At 55.3% G+C, this 16,429-nt stretch carries 15 protein-coding genes and 1 pseudogene; 9 read left to right on the top strand and 7 right to left on the bottom strand.

The window, feature by feature from the left end; translation table 11 throughout:
• Window positions 1–20: 20 nt before the first annotated feature.
• Window positions 21–896: a lysophospholipid acyltransferase family protein gene (locus OA238_RS23425; protein ID WP_044037474.1), complete on the bottom strand. Its 876-nt coding sequence runs from the start codon at window positions 894–896 to the stop codon at window positions 21–23.
• Window positions 897–1,279: 383 nt separating this feature from the next.
• Here OA238_RS23425 and OA238_RS23420 point away from each other — a divergent pair, with 383 nt between their 5' ends.
• Together OA238_RS23420 and OA238_RS30745 are read left to right on the top strand one after the other, a co-directional pair.
• Window positions 1,280–1,831 (top strand): 2OG-Fe(II) oxygenase, encoded by a 552-nt coding sequence (locus OA238_RS23420; RefSeq protein WP_015497129.1) that lies wholly within the window; start codon window positions 1,280–1,282, stop codon window positions 1,829–1,831.
• 223 nt (window positions 1,832–2,054) lie between these two features.
• Window positions 2,055–2,500: pseudogene (locus OA238_RS30745) on the top strand (IS3 family transposase); the annotation flags it as partial.
• Between the two features lie 221 nt (window positions 2,501–2,721).
• Here the strand turns inward: OA238_RS30745 and OA238_RS23410 are convergent.
• Entirely contained in the window at window positions 2,722–4,077 is a 1,356-nt protein-coding gene (locus OA238_RS23410) for an IS1380 family transposase (RefSeq protein ID WP_015497128.1), read from the bottom strand.
• A 319-nt stretch (window positions 4,078–4,396) separates the two neighbouring features.
• The gene (gene tnpC, locus OA238_RS23405) at window positions 4,397–5,812 is read right to left on the bottom strand and encodes an IS66 family transposase (protein WP_015497127.1); all 1,416 of its coding nucleotides are present in this window, start codon (window positions 5,810–5,812) and stop codon (window positions 4,397–4,399) included.
• Window positions 5,813–5,961: 149 nt separating this feature from the next.
• Between tnpC and OA238_RS23400 the strand changes: the two genes are divergently transcribed.
• The gene (locus tag OA238_RS23400; protein ID WP_015497126.1) at window positions 5,962–6,306 is read left to right on the top strand and encodes a YciI family protein; all 345 of its coding nucleotides are present in this window, start codon (window positions 5,962–5,964) and stop codon (window positions 6,304–6,306) included.
• Between the two features lie 8 nt (window positions 6,307–6,314).
• Window positions 6,315–7,556 (top strand): RNA polymerase sigma factor, encoded by a 1,242-nt coding sequence (locus tag OA238_RS23395; RefSeq protein ID WP_015497125.1) that lies wholly within the window; start codon window positions 6,315–6,317, stop codon window positions 7,554–7,556.
• Window positions 7,557–8,019: 463 nt separating this feature from the next.
• Here OA238_RS23395 and OA238_RS23390 read toward each other — a convergent pair whose 3' ends face one another.
• Window positions 8,020–9,267 (bottom strand): hypothetical protein, encoded by a 1,248-nt coding sequence (locus OA238_RS23390; protein ID WP_015497124.1) that lies wholly within the window; start codon window positions 9,265–9,267, stop codon window positions 8,020–8,022.
• A gap of 232 nt (window positions 9,268–9,499) precedes the next feature.
• Here OA238_RS23390 and OA238_RS23385 point away from each other — a divergent pair, with 232 nt between their 5' ends.
• The 3 genes from OA238_RS23385 to OA238_RS23375 all read left to right on the top strand — a co-directional run bounded on the left by OA238_RS23385 (window position 9,500) and on the right by OA238_RS23375 (window position 12,319).
• Window positions 9,500–9,784 carry an integration host factor subunit beta gene (locus OA238_RS23385; protein WP_044038692.1) on the top strand — a complete coding sequence of 95 codons (285 nt, stop codon included), beginning with the start codon at window positions 9,500–9,502 and terminating at the stop codon, window positions 9,782–9,784.
• 450 nt (window positions 9,785–10,234) lie between these two features.
• Window positions 10,235–11,122, top strand: coding sequence for a tyrosine-type recombinase/integrase (locus tag OA238_RS23380; RefSeq protein ID WP_015497123.1), 888 nt, complete (start codon window positions 10,235–10,237; stop codon window positions 11,120–11,122).
• 9 nt (window positions 11,123–11,131) lie between these two features.
• Window positions 11,132–12,319, top strand: a complete 1,188-nt coding sequence (locus OA238_RS23375) for an IS91 family transposase (RefSeq protein ID WP_015497122.1) — start codon at window positions 11,132–11,134, stop codon at window positions 12,317–12,319.
• Between the two features lie 640 nt (window positions 12,320–12,959).
• Here the strand turns inward: OA238_RS23375 and OA238_RS23370 are convergent.
• Genes OA238_RS23370 through OA238_RS23360 form a run of 3 tightly spaced genes read right to left on the bottom strand, consistent with a single transcriptional unit; the run spans window position 12,960 to window position 15,021 of the window.
• Window positions 12,960–13,754, bottom strand: coding sequence for a metal ABC transporter permease (locus tag OA238_RS23370; protein WP_015497121.1), 795 nt, complete (start codon window positions 13,752–13,754; stop codon window positions 12,960–12,962).
• A complete protein-coding gene (locus OA238_RS23365) occupies window positions 13,754–14,509 on the bottom strand; it encodes a metal ABC transporter ATP-binding protein (RefSeq protein ID WP_015497120.1) in 756 nt (251 codons plus the stop codon). Before OA238_RS23365 ends, OA238_RS23370 begins: the two co-directional genes overlap by 1 nt.
• The gene (locus OA238_RS23360) at window positions 14,506–15,021 is read right to left on the bottom strand and encodes a Fur family transcriptional regulator (RefSeq protein WP_015497119.1); all 516 of its coding nucleotides are present in this window, start codon (window positions 15,019–15,021) and stop codon (window positions 14,506–14,508) included. Before OA238_RS23360 ends, OA238_RS23365 begins: the two co-directional genes overlap by 4 nt.
• A 56-nt stretch (window positions 15,022–15,077) precedes the next feature.
• On the opposite strand from OA238_RS23360, the gene OA238_RS23355 reads away from it, so the two are divergent.
• Window positions 15,078–16,085, top strand: a complete 1,008-nt coding sequence (locus OA238_RS23355; RefSeq protein WP_044038690.1) for a zinc ABC transporter substrate-binding protein — start codon at window positions 15,078–15,080, stop codon at window positions 16,083–16,085.
• A gap of 51 nt (window positions 16,086–16,136) precedes the next feature.
• Window positions 16,137–16,280: a DUF1007 family protein gene (locus OA238_RS35280; protein WP_144055969.1), complete on the top strand. Its 144-nt coding sequence runs from the start codon at window positions 16,137–16,139 to the stop codon at window positions 16,278–16,280.
• Window positions 16,281–16,429 lie beyond the last annotated feature (149 nt).

Raw genomic sequence — 16,429 nt, 5'->3', positions numbered from 1 at the left:
ACTTCGGCTTGGGAAGACCCTCAGGCACCCTCCCACCGTCTCAGCATCCAGTACCACTGTTCTGGATCCGCCATGATCCGCGCAGATAGACTATCGTTAAAAACACGCGTCATAGTGATACTGTCGGTGTGGGGGATTGGGGCTTCGAATTCCACGCGAAAGGCGTTCCCATCATCAATGCGGGTGCCAAATGCAGGGATCATGGGCAGATCGTATTTGAGTGCAAGCTGGGCCGCCGAGAGAGATGTGAGGGCGTCATGCCCGAGAAACGGTATCCTTACACCTTCCGAATGTTTTTCATCTAACAAGATTGAAATAATGCCACCATCCCGCAGATGCCGCACTAGAGCCCTGGTTCCAACGTGGCCGGTTGCCAAAATCGGCTTCCCCCCTGCCTCAATACCAGCAAGGATGCGGCGTGCATAGTGGCGGTTTTTGTGCGGTCGATACACAGCTCCGCTTTCAAGCCCATGCATTTTGATCACGGCGCGAACAGCTTCCCACTGACCAAAATGACCTGAAACAATGATCGCTCCCTTGCCAGCCGCTTGCGCCTCTTTCAGGGCGACAAGGCCAGGACCTGAGGCCATGAATTTATGGTGTTGGATTTGAAATTCAGCATCGTGATAAATCTCAAATAGTGTTCTCCCCATATGCCGGCCCATGTCTTGGCCTAACTTAGCGCGTGCGCCGCGCTTCATATCAGGAAAAACCCGTTTGGCTTCGCGGTCAAATCGGCTTCTTGCAGGCGGAAACCAACGCATGACGGTTTCAAATGTCGTGCCCAATCCACGAGACCGAGAGTCAAAGGAGCGCCATCGGACAGCGGTCAGCGCCGACCACAAGGGGAAGTATCTGGCGTGATGTAAAACTGATTTCAACGATGTGGAAAACATTGTTTTCTATTACTAGATTAAGCAGCAATACCAATCGAAAACGATAGGGCGCATCACTTCGGGTCCATGTCCGTTTCAGCTTGTTTAAAGGGTTTTGGCCGGACCTGCGGCACTTTAGTGCGACCAAAACGTCGCTGAGGCAGCCTTAAGTCTCTCACGGCCCGTACTGGACGTTCACCAAGCCGAGCATCGCTGAAATGCGGCTTCCCAAAAGCCGCCATTGCTATTTTTTGCAGCACAGGGAAATCTTTGGCTTTATCTTTCGCCCATAGGCGATCAATTCATGCTAAGAGGCGGCGCTGAGCCCTTTACTGCTGACAAGTTGATTACGACCCAGCGTGCGCTCTGAAGAAGTCTCTTTGCCATTCGAAAAGGTGAACGGAATGCTCTCACTACATGCGGTGCCCGATGCGTTTACTACAAGTGAATGCGAGCTGATTATTGCAAGGATTTCCGAAGCCCCAACCGATGAAGCTCTCCTCGTCGGCCGAAATAAAGATCACAATCTTCGCAAAGCAGAGTTGGTCTGGACAGATAATGTGGTTGGCATGGAATGGGTGATGGAGCGCCTGATCGAGATTGTTCGGAGATCAAACAGAGATCGGTTTGAATTTGATCTGTGCGAGTTTGCAGAAAGTCCTCAGGTGGCAATCTACAAGTCGTCAAATAGCGGGCATTTTGCGTGGCACTCTGATATCGGTGGCGGTCATACCTCTGGAAAACGAAAGCTTACCCTCGTGTTACAATTAAGTGGTGCCGATACCTACGAAGGTGGCAATCTGGAAATTATGCCCGGCGCTCAAATTCTCACCGCCAATCGTGCTCAGGGGTGTATCAGTGTTTTTCCAAGCTTCACGCTTCATCAGGTCACGCCGGTCATAAGCGGTATACGTTATTCAATGACTGTTTGGGCGCACGGTCCAGCATTCCGGTGAAACGGTTCATTGCCGACTTTCTCTGCAACTACGAAATTGGACTGGCTTTAATGCCAGCGCCGACGCCAAGGGCGGAATGCGGACTTTCGCTGCGGGTGCAAAACCTGATTTCGGCTCAAGAAGAAGCGAACCTTCAACATAAAGATCCTATGAGGAAACAGCGAAAGTCCGCAAAGAGACAAACTACCAATTTCCCGAAACGCAGCGAATGTCGGTAATTGGAAAAAGGACTGTATGGGGCAATCACACGTTCAACATGGCGCCTAATCTGCTGGATCAGGATTTCTCAGCGGATGGTCCCAACCAGAAATGGGCTGGCGACATATCCTATATCTGGACCAGTGAAGGGTGGCTGCATCTGGCCGTCATCCTTGATTTGCACTCCCGTCGCGTCATCGGATGGGCCCCTTCTCATCGATACTTTGTATCGACTGCCGGTCAGTGGTCAGTAACCGCATGAAACGGGATCTGGCGATCCGGGCGTTAGATATGGCCGTTGCTTTGCGACAGCCGCCCGAAGGCTGCATTCACCATACGGATCGCGGGTCGCAATATTGTTCCAACGAGTATCAACGCCGCCTATCTAAGCACGGCTTCAAGGCTTCGATCAGTGGTAAGGGCAATTGTTACGACAATTCCATGGTTGAAACGTTCTTCAAATCCATTAAGCCGACATTCCCCAAGTGGCGTGACATCTGATGCGAAGATCGCCTGATCAGGCCTTCGGATCAAGTATCTTTTTCCTCTGAGGGTCTCCGGAGTTGCGGAAACGCCTGAAGGCGGGTGCCTCATGCTTCGAACCGGTGCCGTGCTGGCCCGGAGGCGAGGATTTTCAGCGCGTTGGACAGTCCTGTCCTGCCGCTTTCGTTCAGTTTGGGGTTGGACCGCTGTCAGGCGCATACCGGAGGGGCTCGCAGTCGGCGGATGGTGGCAAGGATGGCGCGCACCATCGGGCCCGTGACGGCGACCTCTGCGAGTTGGAAGGTGATGGTCCGGGCGTGGCGCACAACGCGGGCGCCGATCTTGATCAGCTTCAGCTGCAGGCTGGTCAGTGACCAGTCGGCCATTTCCTCGGGCAGTTCGATGCGGCGCAGAAAGCTGGCGAGGTTGTAGGCCAGCGCGTGAAGTTGCAGCCGCACCTCGTTGTTGCGGAACCGCTTGCACGACAGGCGCGTCCAGCGGAAGGCGTATTTGCCCTCTTTAATGTGCTGCTCGGCGGTGCCCCTCTGATTGTAGAACCTCACCACCCAGTCTGGATCCATCGGCAGGTTGGTGACGATGAAGCCAATGCGGGGGAACAGCTCGCCCGGGTGCCACTCGATCTTGGCAATCACCCGGCGTGGTTTGTCCCAACTTTGCGCCTGATACTTGAAATCCTCATGGAAACGCTTGACCTTGGTCTGCGACGGACGTCCCACGGGCCGCGTCAGCCAATGCCCGATCCTCTCGCGCAAGACGTTGTTGGCGGGCAGCCGGATGGCGTAAAAATAGCCCGCCTCTTCCAGCCGCGCATAGATCGCAGGGATCGCATAGGCGGCGTCCGCTCGGAAGAAGCGGCCCCCTATGTTGCGGTCAGCATAGCGTGCGATGACGGGGTCGAGGACATCTCGCCAGCCGTCAGCGCTGTGAACGTTGCCATTGCGCAGGGCGCAGCGTTCCAGCATGCCGAACTGGTTGAACAAGAAGTTTGGGTGGTAGCAGGTGCAGTCGAAATGCCCGTTCCACGCTGTGCCTTCCTGATCGCCATGGGTCGGGCTGACCGAGCTGTCCATGTCCAGCGTGATGTACTTCAGCCCGTTGCGATCATGAAAGCGGTCAATCCACGTGCCGTTCAGATCGGCCAGCGCCGCCCGGTTCTCGGGCAGGGCCAGCGTCTCGGTCTCGAACCGCCCCATCTGCGAGGCCGATGCTGCCTGCGCATCGACAGCCCTGCCGCCAACAACCTGACGCATGACCGGATCGAGGGCCAGCCGGTCGGCGTCGTTGACATCCTCGTATCCGGCCAGACGACCAAACACCGATTGCCGGAACAGCCCATCGAGTCGATGGACGGAGTTCTTGCCTGTGCGGGTGTCGCGCAGTGCCGCTGACGCCAGATCGGACAGCCCGAGCGCGTCGTCAAGCTCGCGCATTACCAAGAGACCGCCGTCGGAACTGAGCTGCGTGCCATTGAACTCAAGCCGCACACGACGGTCGAAATCCACCCGATCTGCCCGCTGCGAGTCCACACCCTCTGGGTGATCCATAAAATGCTCCCTTATCAGCCGTCAACACCATGATTTATATACGAAATACCACAATCAGGATAGCAAAATCAGAGGTCTACTTGGGGAATGTGGGTGTATACAGCCAGGTTGTTCCTCCTTCACTGACAGATCTATCGTTATCCACCAGACAGTTTTTCAAAATAAACGCTACGCCAATGTCGGTCTGAGCGTTTATCATTCGACTAGAAGGTACAGAGGCCATTGGGTGTCTGGTTAACTTGGAGGAAAATAAATGCAATTTATGTGGTAACTCCCAAGGACCCCATCGGATATCGGGTTTTGTGTTGCCCTTGCGACGTTAGAGCCGAGCGATGATCTGTTGTGGTGATAGGGTGAGTGTTTCGAGGATATTGCCCCCGTGTTTTCTGACCGTCGAGATGACGGATCTGATGTCAGCGAAGACCTGCGCGCCCTCGAGGGTGCGGAAAGTTCCCGAGATTTTCATGCGCAACTTCATCATGCGCAGGTCCCGTTCGGCCTGATTGTTGGTGAAGGGAACTGTGAAGTCCGTAAGGAACCTTAGGACGTCATCACGGTAGTCGCGCAAGCGGACCAGAAGGTTATGGCCTGGCCGCCTGGCTTTTCGGCCTCGCGCACCAGTGCGTCTAGCCAGTGGGTCTTGTCGCTCATGGAAGGCGAGGCCCTCGGTGAGGATTGCCATGTATTTGGTGAGGATGCCGTGGTGAACCGACGTGGGGAGTTCGGTCTCGCCTCGCCCCTGAGCCGCGCACTTGAGCTGATTGGCGCTGTTGCGCAGCACGCTCATCGCGCACGCCCACGGCTCCTTTTCGATTTCTTCGATGGCCTTGAGTTCCCGTAAATGATGCGCCCCGCACAGGGCGTGCGCGTCCACCCCACTCATATGGGCGTAATAGGACTTCCAGTGGTCATGAACAATTGTCCCGCCGGTCAGGAAGGATGGAACAGCACCGCGCTTGGCGCTGATGCGATAATGCGTGAAGGCGAGATCGCTGATTGAGTGCAGCCAGTGCAGCTTACCAGCAACACGAAGTCCGGTCTCATCCAGATGCCGAACGCCGCCTTCATTGAGCCGGGCCAGAATGTGTTCGACGACGCCACCCAAGGTACGCGCTGTGCCGTTCACCCAGTTGGTCACGCTGGCCGCGCATAGGCTGGTGGCACCAAACAAATCACGCAGGAGTTGGCAGACCCGATCCTCGGGGATCAGCTGCTGAACATTGCAGTAGACCGCCGCCGCCCGAATGCGCTTACCGTATTGCACGTGTGCATTCACGCCATCGGGAAAGGTGGCTGTCGTCGTGGCTCGGCAATGGCCACAACAATAAATCGCTGCCTGATGCTCTGTGACCTCCAGACGCGGCACCGGTATGTCATAAACCTGACGCCTCTCCACCGCCTTGATCATCCCAGCCGTCAAGCCATGCTGACAGGTGCCACAGGCCTCAGCCTCATGTCGCTCCACAAAGTCAGGCGTTGCTGTCTGACGTAGGGTGTCGCCTCGGTGGCCAACTTGGCCACCACTTTTCTTACCCAACTTACCACGCAGGCTACGCGGTACCGGCTTCTTCAACCCATCACTCGAAGGCGGCTTGCTACTATTACTGCTGTTCTTGGCCAACTGACGCCGCAGATCCGCATTCTCTTGCGCCATGCTCGCCAACGCGGCTTCCAACTCGGCGATCCTGCGCAGAGCCGTGGCGAGGAGTTGTTCAAGAGCAGTAACTTGGTCCATTCCACCAATGATTCAGAGAAATCGTCACAGCGCCACGAAATTCAGACCACAACAGAAAATTCATGCGCCTAATAACCAAGGAGACCTTGGATTCAAACATCAAAACTGACAAAAACCCGTTATCGGCTGGGGTGCTTGGGAGTTACTTTATGTGTCTTATCTACGCTGATCCCGCTGTTGGCCCGCAACCCGGGACCGAGGCGTTTGGGCCGTTCATGCACGGCTATCAGGCGTTCACGGAAGCTGTGACAAAGGATGGCAAGATGTTGCATGCCGATGCGCTGCAAGGCGTCGAGACAGCGACATCAGTATCTGTGCGTGGTGGGAAAACTGAAATTATGGATGGGCCATTTGCGGAAACCAAGGAACACTTGGGTGGCTACTATTTGTTGGAATGTGAGAATTTGGACGAGGCGGTGAAATACGCCGCACAAATCCCGACAGCAGAGCATGGTCGCATTGAAGTACGTCCGGTGATGGTCTGGGATAGTTGAGTTAGCAGATGCTGCCCCCACGATCTTTAGACCGCGCGATTGAACGTTGTGTTCGTGAAGAGTGGGGGCGCATTTTGGCGTCGCTGGTAAAGCGCCTAGGCGACTTTCAACTGGCTGAGGATTGTTTGCAAGACGCGGTCCTTGTCGCGATGAATACTTGGGCGGTTAAAGGGTTACCTAAATCCCCAGCTGGTTGGTTGATTTCTGTCGCGTGGAGGAAGGCGATCGACCGGATACGGCGGTCCGCGAATTTCGCTTCAAAGCAGGGCGAGATCGCCTACTTGATGGAGCTAGATAGAGTCGCGGAGGACAAGGTAGAAGGATTTGGCGACGAACGGTTAAAAATGATTTTTACCTGTTGCCACCCTGCATTGGAGGAGAAGACCCGCGTTGCGCTGACTTTACGAACCCTGGGTGGACTGTCGACGGAAGAAATCGCAATGGCCTTCTTGGACAATGTGGATGCTATGTCGGCGCGTTTAACGCGGGCGAAAAAGAAGATTTCGGCGACGGGCATTCCCTACCGCGTGCCTGAGCCGAACGAGTTGGCGGAGCGATTGAGTTCAGTGTTGAAAGTGATTTATCTGATTTTCAACAAAGGTATTGAGCGTGGCGATCTGAGCGGCGAGGCTATCCGCTTGGGGCGAATCATCTTCGATTTTATGCCAGAGGAACCGGAAGTAGCAGGGCTGCTTGCGCTGATGTTGATTCATGATGCACGACGAGCGGCGCGGCTAGACATGACTGGAGCGTTTGTGCCGTTAGATGCGCAAAACCGATCACGATGGAATTGGACGAAGATCGAAGAAGGCGTGGCGTTGCTTAGGCTGGCTTGGGGGCGAGGACGGATCGGGCCGTTTCAATTGCAAGCGGCCATACATGCCGTACATGGGCAGGCGGCGGATTGGGATGAGACAGATTGGCCAGAGATCGTGGCTTTGTACGAAGTATTGTACCGCGCGCAGCCGTCGCCAGTGGTTCGTATCAATCAATCGGTTGCAGTGTCTTATGCAATATCGGTGGCGCGCGGTTTGGCAATGTTGGATGAGGTCGCTGCGGGTGGTGCGTTGGATCGTTATCAGCCTTACTGGGCTGCACGGGCAGATTTTCTGGGACGGTTGGGTGAGGCCCAATTGGCGAAGAAAAGTTTCGAACACGCAATTGAATTGTCTGAAAACGAGCCGGAGCGGGAGTTTTTACGCTGCAAGGCAAGCCAGTTAGCCGCAAGGCTTGTCAAACCTACCAGTTAACAACTGGGGTGATCTCCTAAAGTAGCCATTTACGCGTGTGCAGCGAACGGCAGCTCCGTCCGGCTGACTGACGTTTCAGCTTCGAAAATGCTGCGCCCTGCATGAATGGCAGCAATACGAAAGCAGCGACGCAGCATGATGACGGTGGACGGAAGTCGGCTTTGGACCGTTCATGTAAAAGTTTGACTGAAAGCGCCAGTCCCGTAAACTATACTTTATGGGAAGGTGGTAGGAGGCTAAATATGCGGTCTCAAAATTCGTTCCAAAACTGAGTCCTACAACTTCAAAATGTTGTGGGATTTTCACATTCGACGCGGTTGTTCCTATCTGTTGTCAGCCTTCTGACGCAGCTCGCTGTGAAACCGTCCCACAGCTTCGGCGCTATGGTTTCCACTTTGGTCCCTAATCTCGCATGATCAATGACCTTAAGTTTCTACGCAATCGCGGGCTCGCGTGACTAAAACTACACCACCGCGTTCTCAAAGAGGGCGATCGTAGCACGCAGCCGCAGCATCATGAGCCCATCTGCATGTGGAGGTGGGGCCGTTTCTAGTCGGCGAAGCGCCTGAAGTGCCCAACCCACTTGGTCCAACTTGGTGGTAGCAGCCAAGAGATGACTGGCGGCTGCATCGAGATCAGACGGGATTGCCTCATAGCCTCGGCCTGCAAGCAGATGCGCAATGGCTTGAAGCGCCACCATGGCAGCAAATGCCGGATCCTTAGTCGTAAAGTCTCGTGCGGCTCGAATAAGTGTTGCAGGTTCCACGGCGGTGTCTGCCGCGCAGTCGAGTGCGATATCCAAAAATCCAGCTGTCTTGGCCGTGGCAAACCATTTGCCCTTGGCGTCATAGAGGCCCATCAGATCTTCGAGAATTCCGCGCGGGTCTCTATCGGGGTAACGTTTGAATAAACTGCGCCACATGGATAGATAGGTGTTGCCCGCAGCCGTTGGTAAACCAAAGCGACTATACGCATCATCTGCCTTCCCCTGACGCACCAGAATGTCTTCGCAGAACTTGCAAATCTCTGCATAATTGTAGGACTGGCGACCTGCTTCCAACATGACCTGCGCAAAGGCCAAAGCCTCATCATCTCGCCCCTGCCGCAAAAGTGCTTGCGCTGCAAATCGCTCATAGTACCAGGAACGCGACTTCGGTAGCGCCAACACCTCAGTCAAATCTTCATAGCGTTCAACCTCAAGAAGACAGGATAAGGTTAGCGTTACAGTCGTGACATAAGAAAACCGCTCCCAATCCGACCAGGCGTGCCGGATTATGTCGAGGTCCAGATCGGCATGCTGGTTCATCAGTTTTGGAAATTTGGCGATTTCTCCAAAGTGTTCAGAGAAAGGGAAAAGATAGTCAACGCCATCGTCCTGGATTGCCTGGCGCAGCCGGTCCAGCCATTTGGCACGGGTCGCCTCATCGGCGGGTGCCGCGACCAAGATTGGTATCAGCGCTTCTAGCGTCCCGTTGATAGCACTGCCCAAAGCTCCGGACGACGTATCAATATATTCAAAAGCGGGCCAGATCCGCTCGGCAAGCGCAATCACCCCTTCGGCCGCCGCCGCCGGGTCAGAGCAATTCACCGCTTTGATTTCTGAAACCGTAGACTTGAGTCGGGCTATGGCTTTGGCTGAAGATTTCCAATTGTAAGAACGCGCCCGCATTCCTGCCTTGAAAGCCCACTTATGTGTTACCTGCTTCGCCATGCCTGCGCCATCTCCCCGTTATCCTATTGGGTGAGAGTAGCATACGATTGTAGCGCGACAATCAAGGTGAGAACGCAGTGGTGGGGGCTCGCAGAGAGGGCGTAGCTCGACTGGAGAGGCCCAACTTAGTCCATAGCCATCGCTGCTAGCTAAATCAGGGTCTTTCCACTATCGCTCACGGCCAGAATGTCGCACACATGATAGAAAGCAAAGCCACTTACAGAGACGCATGATGATCAGATCAGAGCTTTACGCAAAAATTGCCGCTGAGAACCGACACCTGATGCATGAACAGGCGGTGGCCGTTGTCGATACTATCTTTGAGACGATCACGGCAGCGCTTGAACGCGGTAACCGCGTCGAAATTCGGGGCTTTGGCGCCTTCAGTTGCAGGCAGCGCGAAGGCAGAATTGGGCGAAACCCGAAGAACGGGGCCAGTGTGGATGTGGCGCCAAAGGTCATACCTTGGTTCAAGCTAGGAAAAGTCATTAGGGACCGATTGAACACCCCAGACTGACCAATCGTCTTACCGACTGGCTGGTTCCGTAAACCTAGGCAGCCAGGCAAATTAGCGGCCGGGCGCGGCATTTAGGGTATACCCGTGATGACACCTGCGGTGGACACTGAAGCACACCAGTTTCGTGTTCATTTTGAGTCCGCTTCGAAATAATGAACACATCATGTAGAGGGCATACCCAAAATAAACACTTATCAAGCCAAAATCGGATATTCCCAATCGACTCCTGTAAGCCGCCCTCATGCGCGCTATTGGTCATAAGCTTGCATCAAATGTTACCAGCCAAGCATCGCAGATGCAGCATTCGCCACGAGGGCGGAAGGACTAAGCCGCTCTCGCGGCAATTGCGCTTGTTGCTGTGGTTGCATGCTGACCTGAACTTTTGGTTTTGTGATTTGGCAAATCTGTTTGACGATTGGGGCTTTCTCAATCCACAAACAGGAGGTTGCCATGAAGGAAGAGAAGACAACGGCGCTGCGCCAGCGGATGATTGAAGATATGCGTATCCGCGCGATTGGTGAGACAACCCAGAAGGGTCACATCCGTGCGATCAAACATTTTGCGACATTTCTTGGTCGCTCGCCGGATACGGCGACACCTGACGAACTCAGGGCTTATCAGCTTCACATGACGGACACCGATGTGACGACGTCGACCTTCAATACCCGGATTGTGTCGCTGCGGTTATTCTTCGGTGTGACCTGCGGGCGCGAAGAGATGAAACGATACATGCAGTTCCGACGCAAACCGAGGAGGCTGCCTGTTGTTCTGAGCGTCGAGGAAATTGGTGATCTGCTGGCGGCGGTGCCTGGACCAGGTCTCACATATCGTGCGGCACTCGGTATCTCCTATGGCGCAGGACTACGGGCTTCAGAAGTCTGCCATCTCAAAGTGGTGGACATCGACAGTGGCCGGATGCTGATCCATGTAGATGAGGGTAAGAATGGTAAAGATCGCAAGGCCATGCTGTCGCCGGGGCTGCTTGACCTGCTGCGTGAGTACTGGCTTGAGGCACGTCCTGAGGGGTGGCTGTTTCCCGGCAAACCAAAGATCAACCCGTTGTCCCCGCGCCAATTGAACCGCGCCTTCACATCCGCCAAACATATGGCTGGGATCAACAAACCTGCGACGCTGCATACTCTGCGGCACAGCTTCGCGACCCACCTTCTGGAGGCTGGAACGGACGTACGCGTAATCCAGGTTTTGCTTGGGCATTCAAAACTGAGCACGACAGCCCGCTACACCCACGTTGCCGCCAAAACGATCCGCAATACGGTCAGCCCGTTCGAGGGGCTCAAGCAATTGCAAGATCGCACGCTACGACGGGGGCTCGAGTAGCACCCGAGGTTGGAGACCGGGCACAAGCTGGAGATCGCTGACATTTTCCGCTCCTATGGCCCCACGTGGCGGTGGGCCAATGCGGGGCATGTTAGCCTGGCTCAGCTCAAGGTTATGTCAGCGATTGAGGCTTGCCGAACCGAGGCGCTCGGCGGGCATGTGGCGGCATGTAGCGAATGCAATCATCAGCACATCGCCTACAACTCCTGCAAAAACCGGCACTGTCCCAAATGTCAGGGGCCTGCCGCGTGCGACTGGATGGCCGCACGCGCCGACGATCTGCTGCCAGTGGAATACTTCCACGTCGTCTTCACCCTGCCTGCTGAGATCGCCCGCATCGCATATTGGAATAAGAAAGCTATTTATGGACTTTTATTCAAAGCATCTGCGCAGACCGTCACGACCATCGCCGCCGATCCCAAGCGACTTGGCGCACGCATCGGTCTAACCAGCGTTCTACATACTTGGGGCTCGGCGCTGACACATCACCCACACATCCACATGGTCATTCCCGGTGGCGGATTGTCAAAAGACGGCAAGAGGTGGGTCGCGTGCAAGCCGGGGTTCTTTCTGCACGTGCGTGTACTGTCTCGACTGTTCCGACGCTTGTTTACTGAGGGGCTTCTGGCCTTACATCGCGCGGGCAAACTTACCTTCTTTGGTGACCACACCAATCTGGCGAACCCCGACACCTTCACCACATGGCTGGCTCCGTTACGCAAATCAGAATGGGTGGTCTATGCCAAACCGCCCTTCGGAGGACCCGAGGCGGTGCTCGCCTATCTCAGCCGATATACGCACCGCGTGGCGATTTCTAACAGCCGCCTGATCAGCGCGGATGCTGAGACGGTCGCTTTCCGCTGGAAGAATTACCGGATCAAGACCGGCGAACAACAGACTACAATGCGCCTAGCCACAGACGAGTTCATCCGCCGTTTCCTGATCCATACACTGCCTGACGGCTTCCACCGCATCCGGCATTATGGCCTGCTGGTCAGCGCAACCCGCAAGGTCAATCTCGCTAAGATCCGCACCTTGCTCGGGGCAGAAATCGCAAAGCCCGACGATCCGCCAAGCGCCGATATCATCCCGTTAACGTTACGAGAACCTTGTCCAGACTGCGGTGGAGCAATGCGCATTATTGAGACCTTCCGCCGTGGTCAGAAACCCCAATGTCGTGCCCCACCAAAGGAGTAGGCAGCAAGATGAAGTGCCCGTCAAATTGGTCAACATCGGCTCCGATCTGCGCAGCATTCCGGGAAAGCGTCGTCTCGTGCCAAGCACGGCAAAACACAGAAAGTCTGCCGAGGCAGCTCGTCAACGACCCCGATATCACCGCGGCGCATGGTTTTGAGCGCCATCACTGGCCTCTGCTGTATCTACGAAAATTAGGTTCGGTCAGCCGCCGATCAGTGCTTTCCCCATAGCTCCAACCAAGCCCCCGCAGCTTCCTCCTTCCGAGGTTTGTCAACGTGGGCCGACACCGATCCAGCAACAAACGTCGCGCAGCGGCCCACATCGAAAAACCTTCAGGAAACCGGACCTTCGCTGCAAGCGCGAGCCATCCATCCCGTAGGGTTGGAAGCTGACATTCAGGCCCCCAAAAACTTGGCTTGGCGCTGCGCTGCCGCAAGTCGGCTACGAGCCGGAACTATAAATTCGTTTCTCCCACTGCGTGCGCAGCGGGTTGCATGATAATCTATGCTGCTTTGCGGCAGAGAGATCGGCCATTCGCGTTTAGCGTTAGGAGGATCAAATTGGAGCGCACGGCTTACGAGACAAAATTATTCCTGGTTTCGACGCCATCAAGAAATCCGCCCAAAGATCCAACATCGCCTTACCGCTGGTGTCTAAAACCCCTTAAAACGCTTGTCGCGAGAAACGTAATCGCCGCGACGCACACAATGGAGGGGCCCGCAGGCGTATCAAGTACAAACGCCGCTCGCAGACCGATTATTGCGGACAGCATCCCGATCAGACCGGCGGCGACGGCCATGCCCTCGGGTGTGCGTGACAAGGGGCGTGCGGCGGCTGCCGGGATAATCAGCATGGCGGCAATAAGCAGGACACCAACGACTTTGATCGCGACTGCAACGGTTATTGCCAGCGCAATCGTCAGCACCAGTTGTTCACGTTTCGGGTTAATCCCGCTGGCGTATGCCAGATCCTCGTTCAATGTCGAGGTCAGCAGGGCCGACCAACGCCAACCGATGAGCGCGACAACAAGTGCAGCGCCGCCCCAGATCACAGCAAGGTCTCCGCGCGAGACTGCCAAAATATCGCCAAAGAGATAGGCCATTAGGTCAATCCGCACGCCCGATATCAACGACACTGCGACAAGTCCGAAGGCAAGTGCGGAATGCGCAAGCACCCCCAGCAGCGTGTCCATCGCATAGCCCCGACCAGACAGCACGCTGACCACCAGCGCCATCAGCAACGCCACCGTCATTGTGCCTACGAAAATTGACATCGAGAACGCCAGCGAGAGGGCAACACCAAGAATGGCGGCATGTGCCGTGGCATCCCCAAAATAGGCCATACGTCGCCACACCACAAAACACCCCAAAGGTGCGGCGGCAAAGGCCACGCCAATACCGGCCAAAGCGGCACGTACCATAAAATCATCAAGCATTATTCTGCAGCCTCTGTATTGTCATGGTCGTGGTTATGATCGCCATGATCATGATCATGGTCGTGATCATGTCGGTAAAGTGCCAGTGCACCGCCCGTTCCTGTCCCGAACAATGCCCGGTATTCTGGCGCAGATGCGACCACCGCCGGTGTGCCTTCACAGCAGACATGACCGTTGAGGCAGATAACACGGTCAGATGCGCTCATCACGACGTGTAGCTCATGGCTGATCATAAGGACCGCGCAGCCCGTGTCCTGTCGGACCGTTTCGATCTGTTGGTAAAACGACGCTGAACCGCGTTGGTCTAGCCCCTGCGTGGCTTCGTCCAGCAGCAGCAGATCAGGTTTTCCAATCAATGCGTGGGCTAATAAGACCCTCTGGAATTGACCACCAGATAGCTGTGAAAGCTGCGCTTTCGCCAAGTCCGGTACGCCTGCTTGCGCTAGCGCATGATTGATGTCTTCAGCTGTAACGCCGCCCGGTAATTTCAAGAACCTTGAAACTGTGATTGGCAACGTCTCATCAATATGCAGCTTTTGCGGAACATATCCGATTTTCACTTCGTTTCGTTGTATGACGCGGCCTTGGGACGGCTTAACTGCACCGATAATAGCGCGCAACAGGCTGGTTTTACCTGACCCGTTTGGGCCGACAATTGTTATAATCTCACCGGGTGCGACGTGCAAAGATACGCGCGACAGAACCGTCCGTGCGCCATAGGACACACTTAGGTCTTCAACTTGGACAAGGCTCATGCGTCGGCCTCGTCTGCGCATGCCGGGCAGACACCGCTCGCCTCGACGACAGTGCGCTCTATCCGGAAGCCGGTGGCGCGCGCAGCATCGCCCAACGCACCCCGCGCGGGGGAGGACTGGGCCTCGGCCACCGCAGCGCACAATCGGCAGATCATGAATGCTGGCGTATGGGAGTGGCTTGGGTGAACGCAGGCAATGAAGGCATTCAGCCGCTCGATCTTATGGGCCAAACCATTTGCGACAAGAAAATCCAACGCGCGATATGCAACGGGGGGCTGCGAGCCAAACCCGTCTTCGCGCAGCCTGTCCAGAATCGTGTAAGCGCCAAGTGCGCGGTGATCTTGCAGTAAAATCTCAAGCACCTTGCGCCGCCCAGGCGTAAAGCGAAGACCTTCAGCCGCACAACGAGCCTCGGCTGCGGCAAGACCCCCGCTCACGCATGTGCGATGATCATGTTGCGCAAATCCCAATGGGGTGTCCGCAGCATTTGTTTTGTTCGACTCACTTGTCATGTTATTACATTTCGTCTAAATGATGTGTAATGTTATACAATCACATTGAGACCTCGATGTCCAGAAAGCTTCTTACCCTGTCCCTTACTGCCACTTTGATGGGTGGAACAGCCTACGCGGACACGCCGCTGGTCGCTGTAGACATTGCCCCTGTCCATTCTCTGGTGGCGCGGGTCATGGAGGGTGTCGGCACGCCCGATCTGATCATCCAGCCCGGGGCAACCCCGCATGAATACAGCCTGCGCCCGTCAGAGGCCGCTGCGCTGCAAAGCGCCGATCTTATATTTTGGGTTGCGCCGGATCTGACGCCATGGCTCACGGATGCGATTAAAACCTTGGCACCGGACGCCTCCGTGACAGAGTTGCTTGAGGCAGATGGCACGATCGAGCTGGATATCCGGGAAGGTGCTTTGTTCGAAGCCCATGACGATGATGACGACCACGACGGCGAGGATGATCATGATGAAGAGGCGCATGATGACCATGCCGATGAAGAGGCTGGCCATGATGATCACGACGACGAGGTCGCCATGGATGACGGACATGACCATGGCGCGCATGATCCACACGCATGGTTGTCACCACAAAATGCAATGACGTGGCTGAACGTGATTGCGGGCGAGCTTTCTGCCACCGACCCCGACAACGCAGGCGCATATTTTGCGAATGCCGCCGCAGGTCGAGCTGAGATCGAAATCTTGATTGACGAGGTGAATGCAACGCTCGAACCCGTGCGTGATGGCCAATTCATCGTTTTTCACGACGCTTATCAATATTTTGAAATGGACTTTGATTTCCCCGCATCTGGGGCAATTTCCATCAGCGATGCGTCTGATCCAAGTCCGGCACGGATTGTGGAAATCCAAAGTCGGATCGCCGAGCAAGGCATCGATTGCGTTCTGGCTGAACCGCAGTTCAATCCGGGCCTTGTCGCTACCGTCCTCGACGAGACCGAAGCGCAAACAGGCATCCTCGATCCGCTTGGCTCCGATCTTGAGCCGGGTCCAGCACTTTACCCTCAACTTATCCGCAATCTTTCAACCGCTCTTGCAGGCTGCATGTAGTCGCATCAGCCATGTAAAGCCCCAGACCAAAAATTGGAGCACAAGTATCCCGTGTTGCGCAACTTTTGGGTCCTGTTGTTCATTGTGATGTGCCTTGGTGGACTCGCCAAGGCACATCCGCATGTCTTCGTCGATGCGCGCACCGGGTTCATTTTTGGGACTGATGGGCAATTTGAGGCGCTCCAAGTTTCATAGGCTTACAATGAATTTACAACGCTTATCCTGTTGAATTGTTGAACTTAGATCATGATCTGGATCAGAACCGTAGCGTTTAGCCTAACTGGTGCCACATCCGTCAGCTGGCTGGTTTTGGGGCGCAGTATCGCTAAGCCATTTCGGCATCA

The sequence above is a fragment of the Octadecabacter arcticus 238 genome, from assembly GCF_000155735.2.
Taxonomy (GTDB): Bacteria; Pseudomonadota; Alphaproteobacteria; order Rhodobacterales; family Rhodobacteraceae; genus Octadecabacter; species Octadecabacter arcticus.
Note: the sequence above shows the minus strand (reverse complement) of the source record. Positions and strands in the feature narration are given on the sequence as shown.

Coding starts and splice junctions, on each gene's coding strand:
- OA238_RS23395 (WP_015497125.1), top strand. CDS start 6,315: ATGCTGCCCCCACGATCTTTAGACCGCGCGATTGAACGTTGTGTTCGT.
- OA238_RS23385 (WP_044038692.1), top strand. CDS start 9,500: ATGATCAGATCAGAGCTTTACGCAAAAATTGCCGCTGAGAACCGACAC.
- OA238_RS23390 (WP_015497124.1), bottom strand. CDS start 9,267: ATGGCGAAGCAGGTAACACATAAGTGGGCTTTCAAGGCAGGAATGCGG.
- OA238_RS23410 (WP_015497128.1), bottom strand. CDS start 4,077: ATGGATCACCCAGAGGGTGTGGACTCGCAGCGGGCAGATCGGGTGGAT.
- tnpC (WP_015497127.1), bottom strand. CDS start 5,812: ATGGACCAAGTTACTGCTCTTGAACAACTCCTCGCCACGGCTCTGCGC.
- OA238_RS23380 (WP_015497123.1), top strand. CDS start 10,235: ATGAAGGAAGAGAAGACAACGGCGCTGCGCCAGCGGATGATTGAAGAT.
- OA238_RS23420 (WP_015497129.1), top strand. CDS start 1,280: ATGCTCTCACTACATGCGGTGCCCGATGCGTTTACTACAAGTGAATGC.
- OA238_RS23370 (WP_015497121.1), bottom strand. CDS start 13,754: ATGCTTGATGATTTTATGGTACGTGCCGCTTTGGCCGGTATTGGCGTG.
- OA238_RS23400 (WP_015497126.1), top strand. CDS start 5,962: ATGTGTCTTATCTACGCTGATCCCGCTGTTGGCCCGCAACCCGGGACC.
- OA238_RS23360 (WP_015497119.1), bottom strand. CDS start 15,021: ATGACAAGTGAGTCGAACAAAACAAATGCTGCGGACACCCCATTGGGA.
- OA238_RS23355 (WP_044038690.1), top strand. CDS start 15,078: ATGTCCAGAAAGCTTCTTACCCTGTCCCTTACTGCCACTTTGATGGGT.
- OA238_RS23425 (WP_044037474.1), bottom strand. CDS start 896: ATGTTTTCCACATCGTTGAAATCAGTTTTACATCACGCCAGATACTTC.
- OA238_RS23365 (WP_015497120.1), bottom strand. CDS start 14,509: ATGAGCCTTGTCCAAGTTGAAGACCTAAGTGTGTCCTATGGCGCACGG.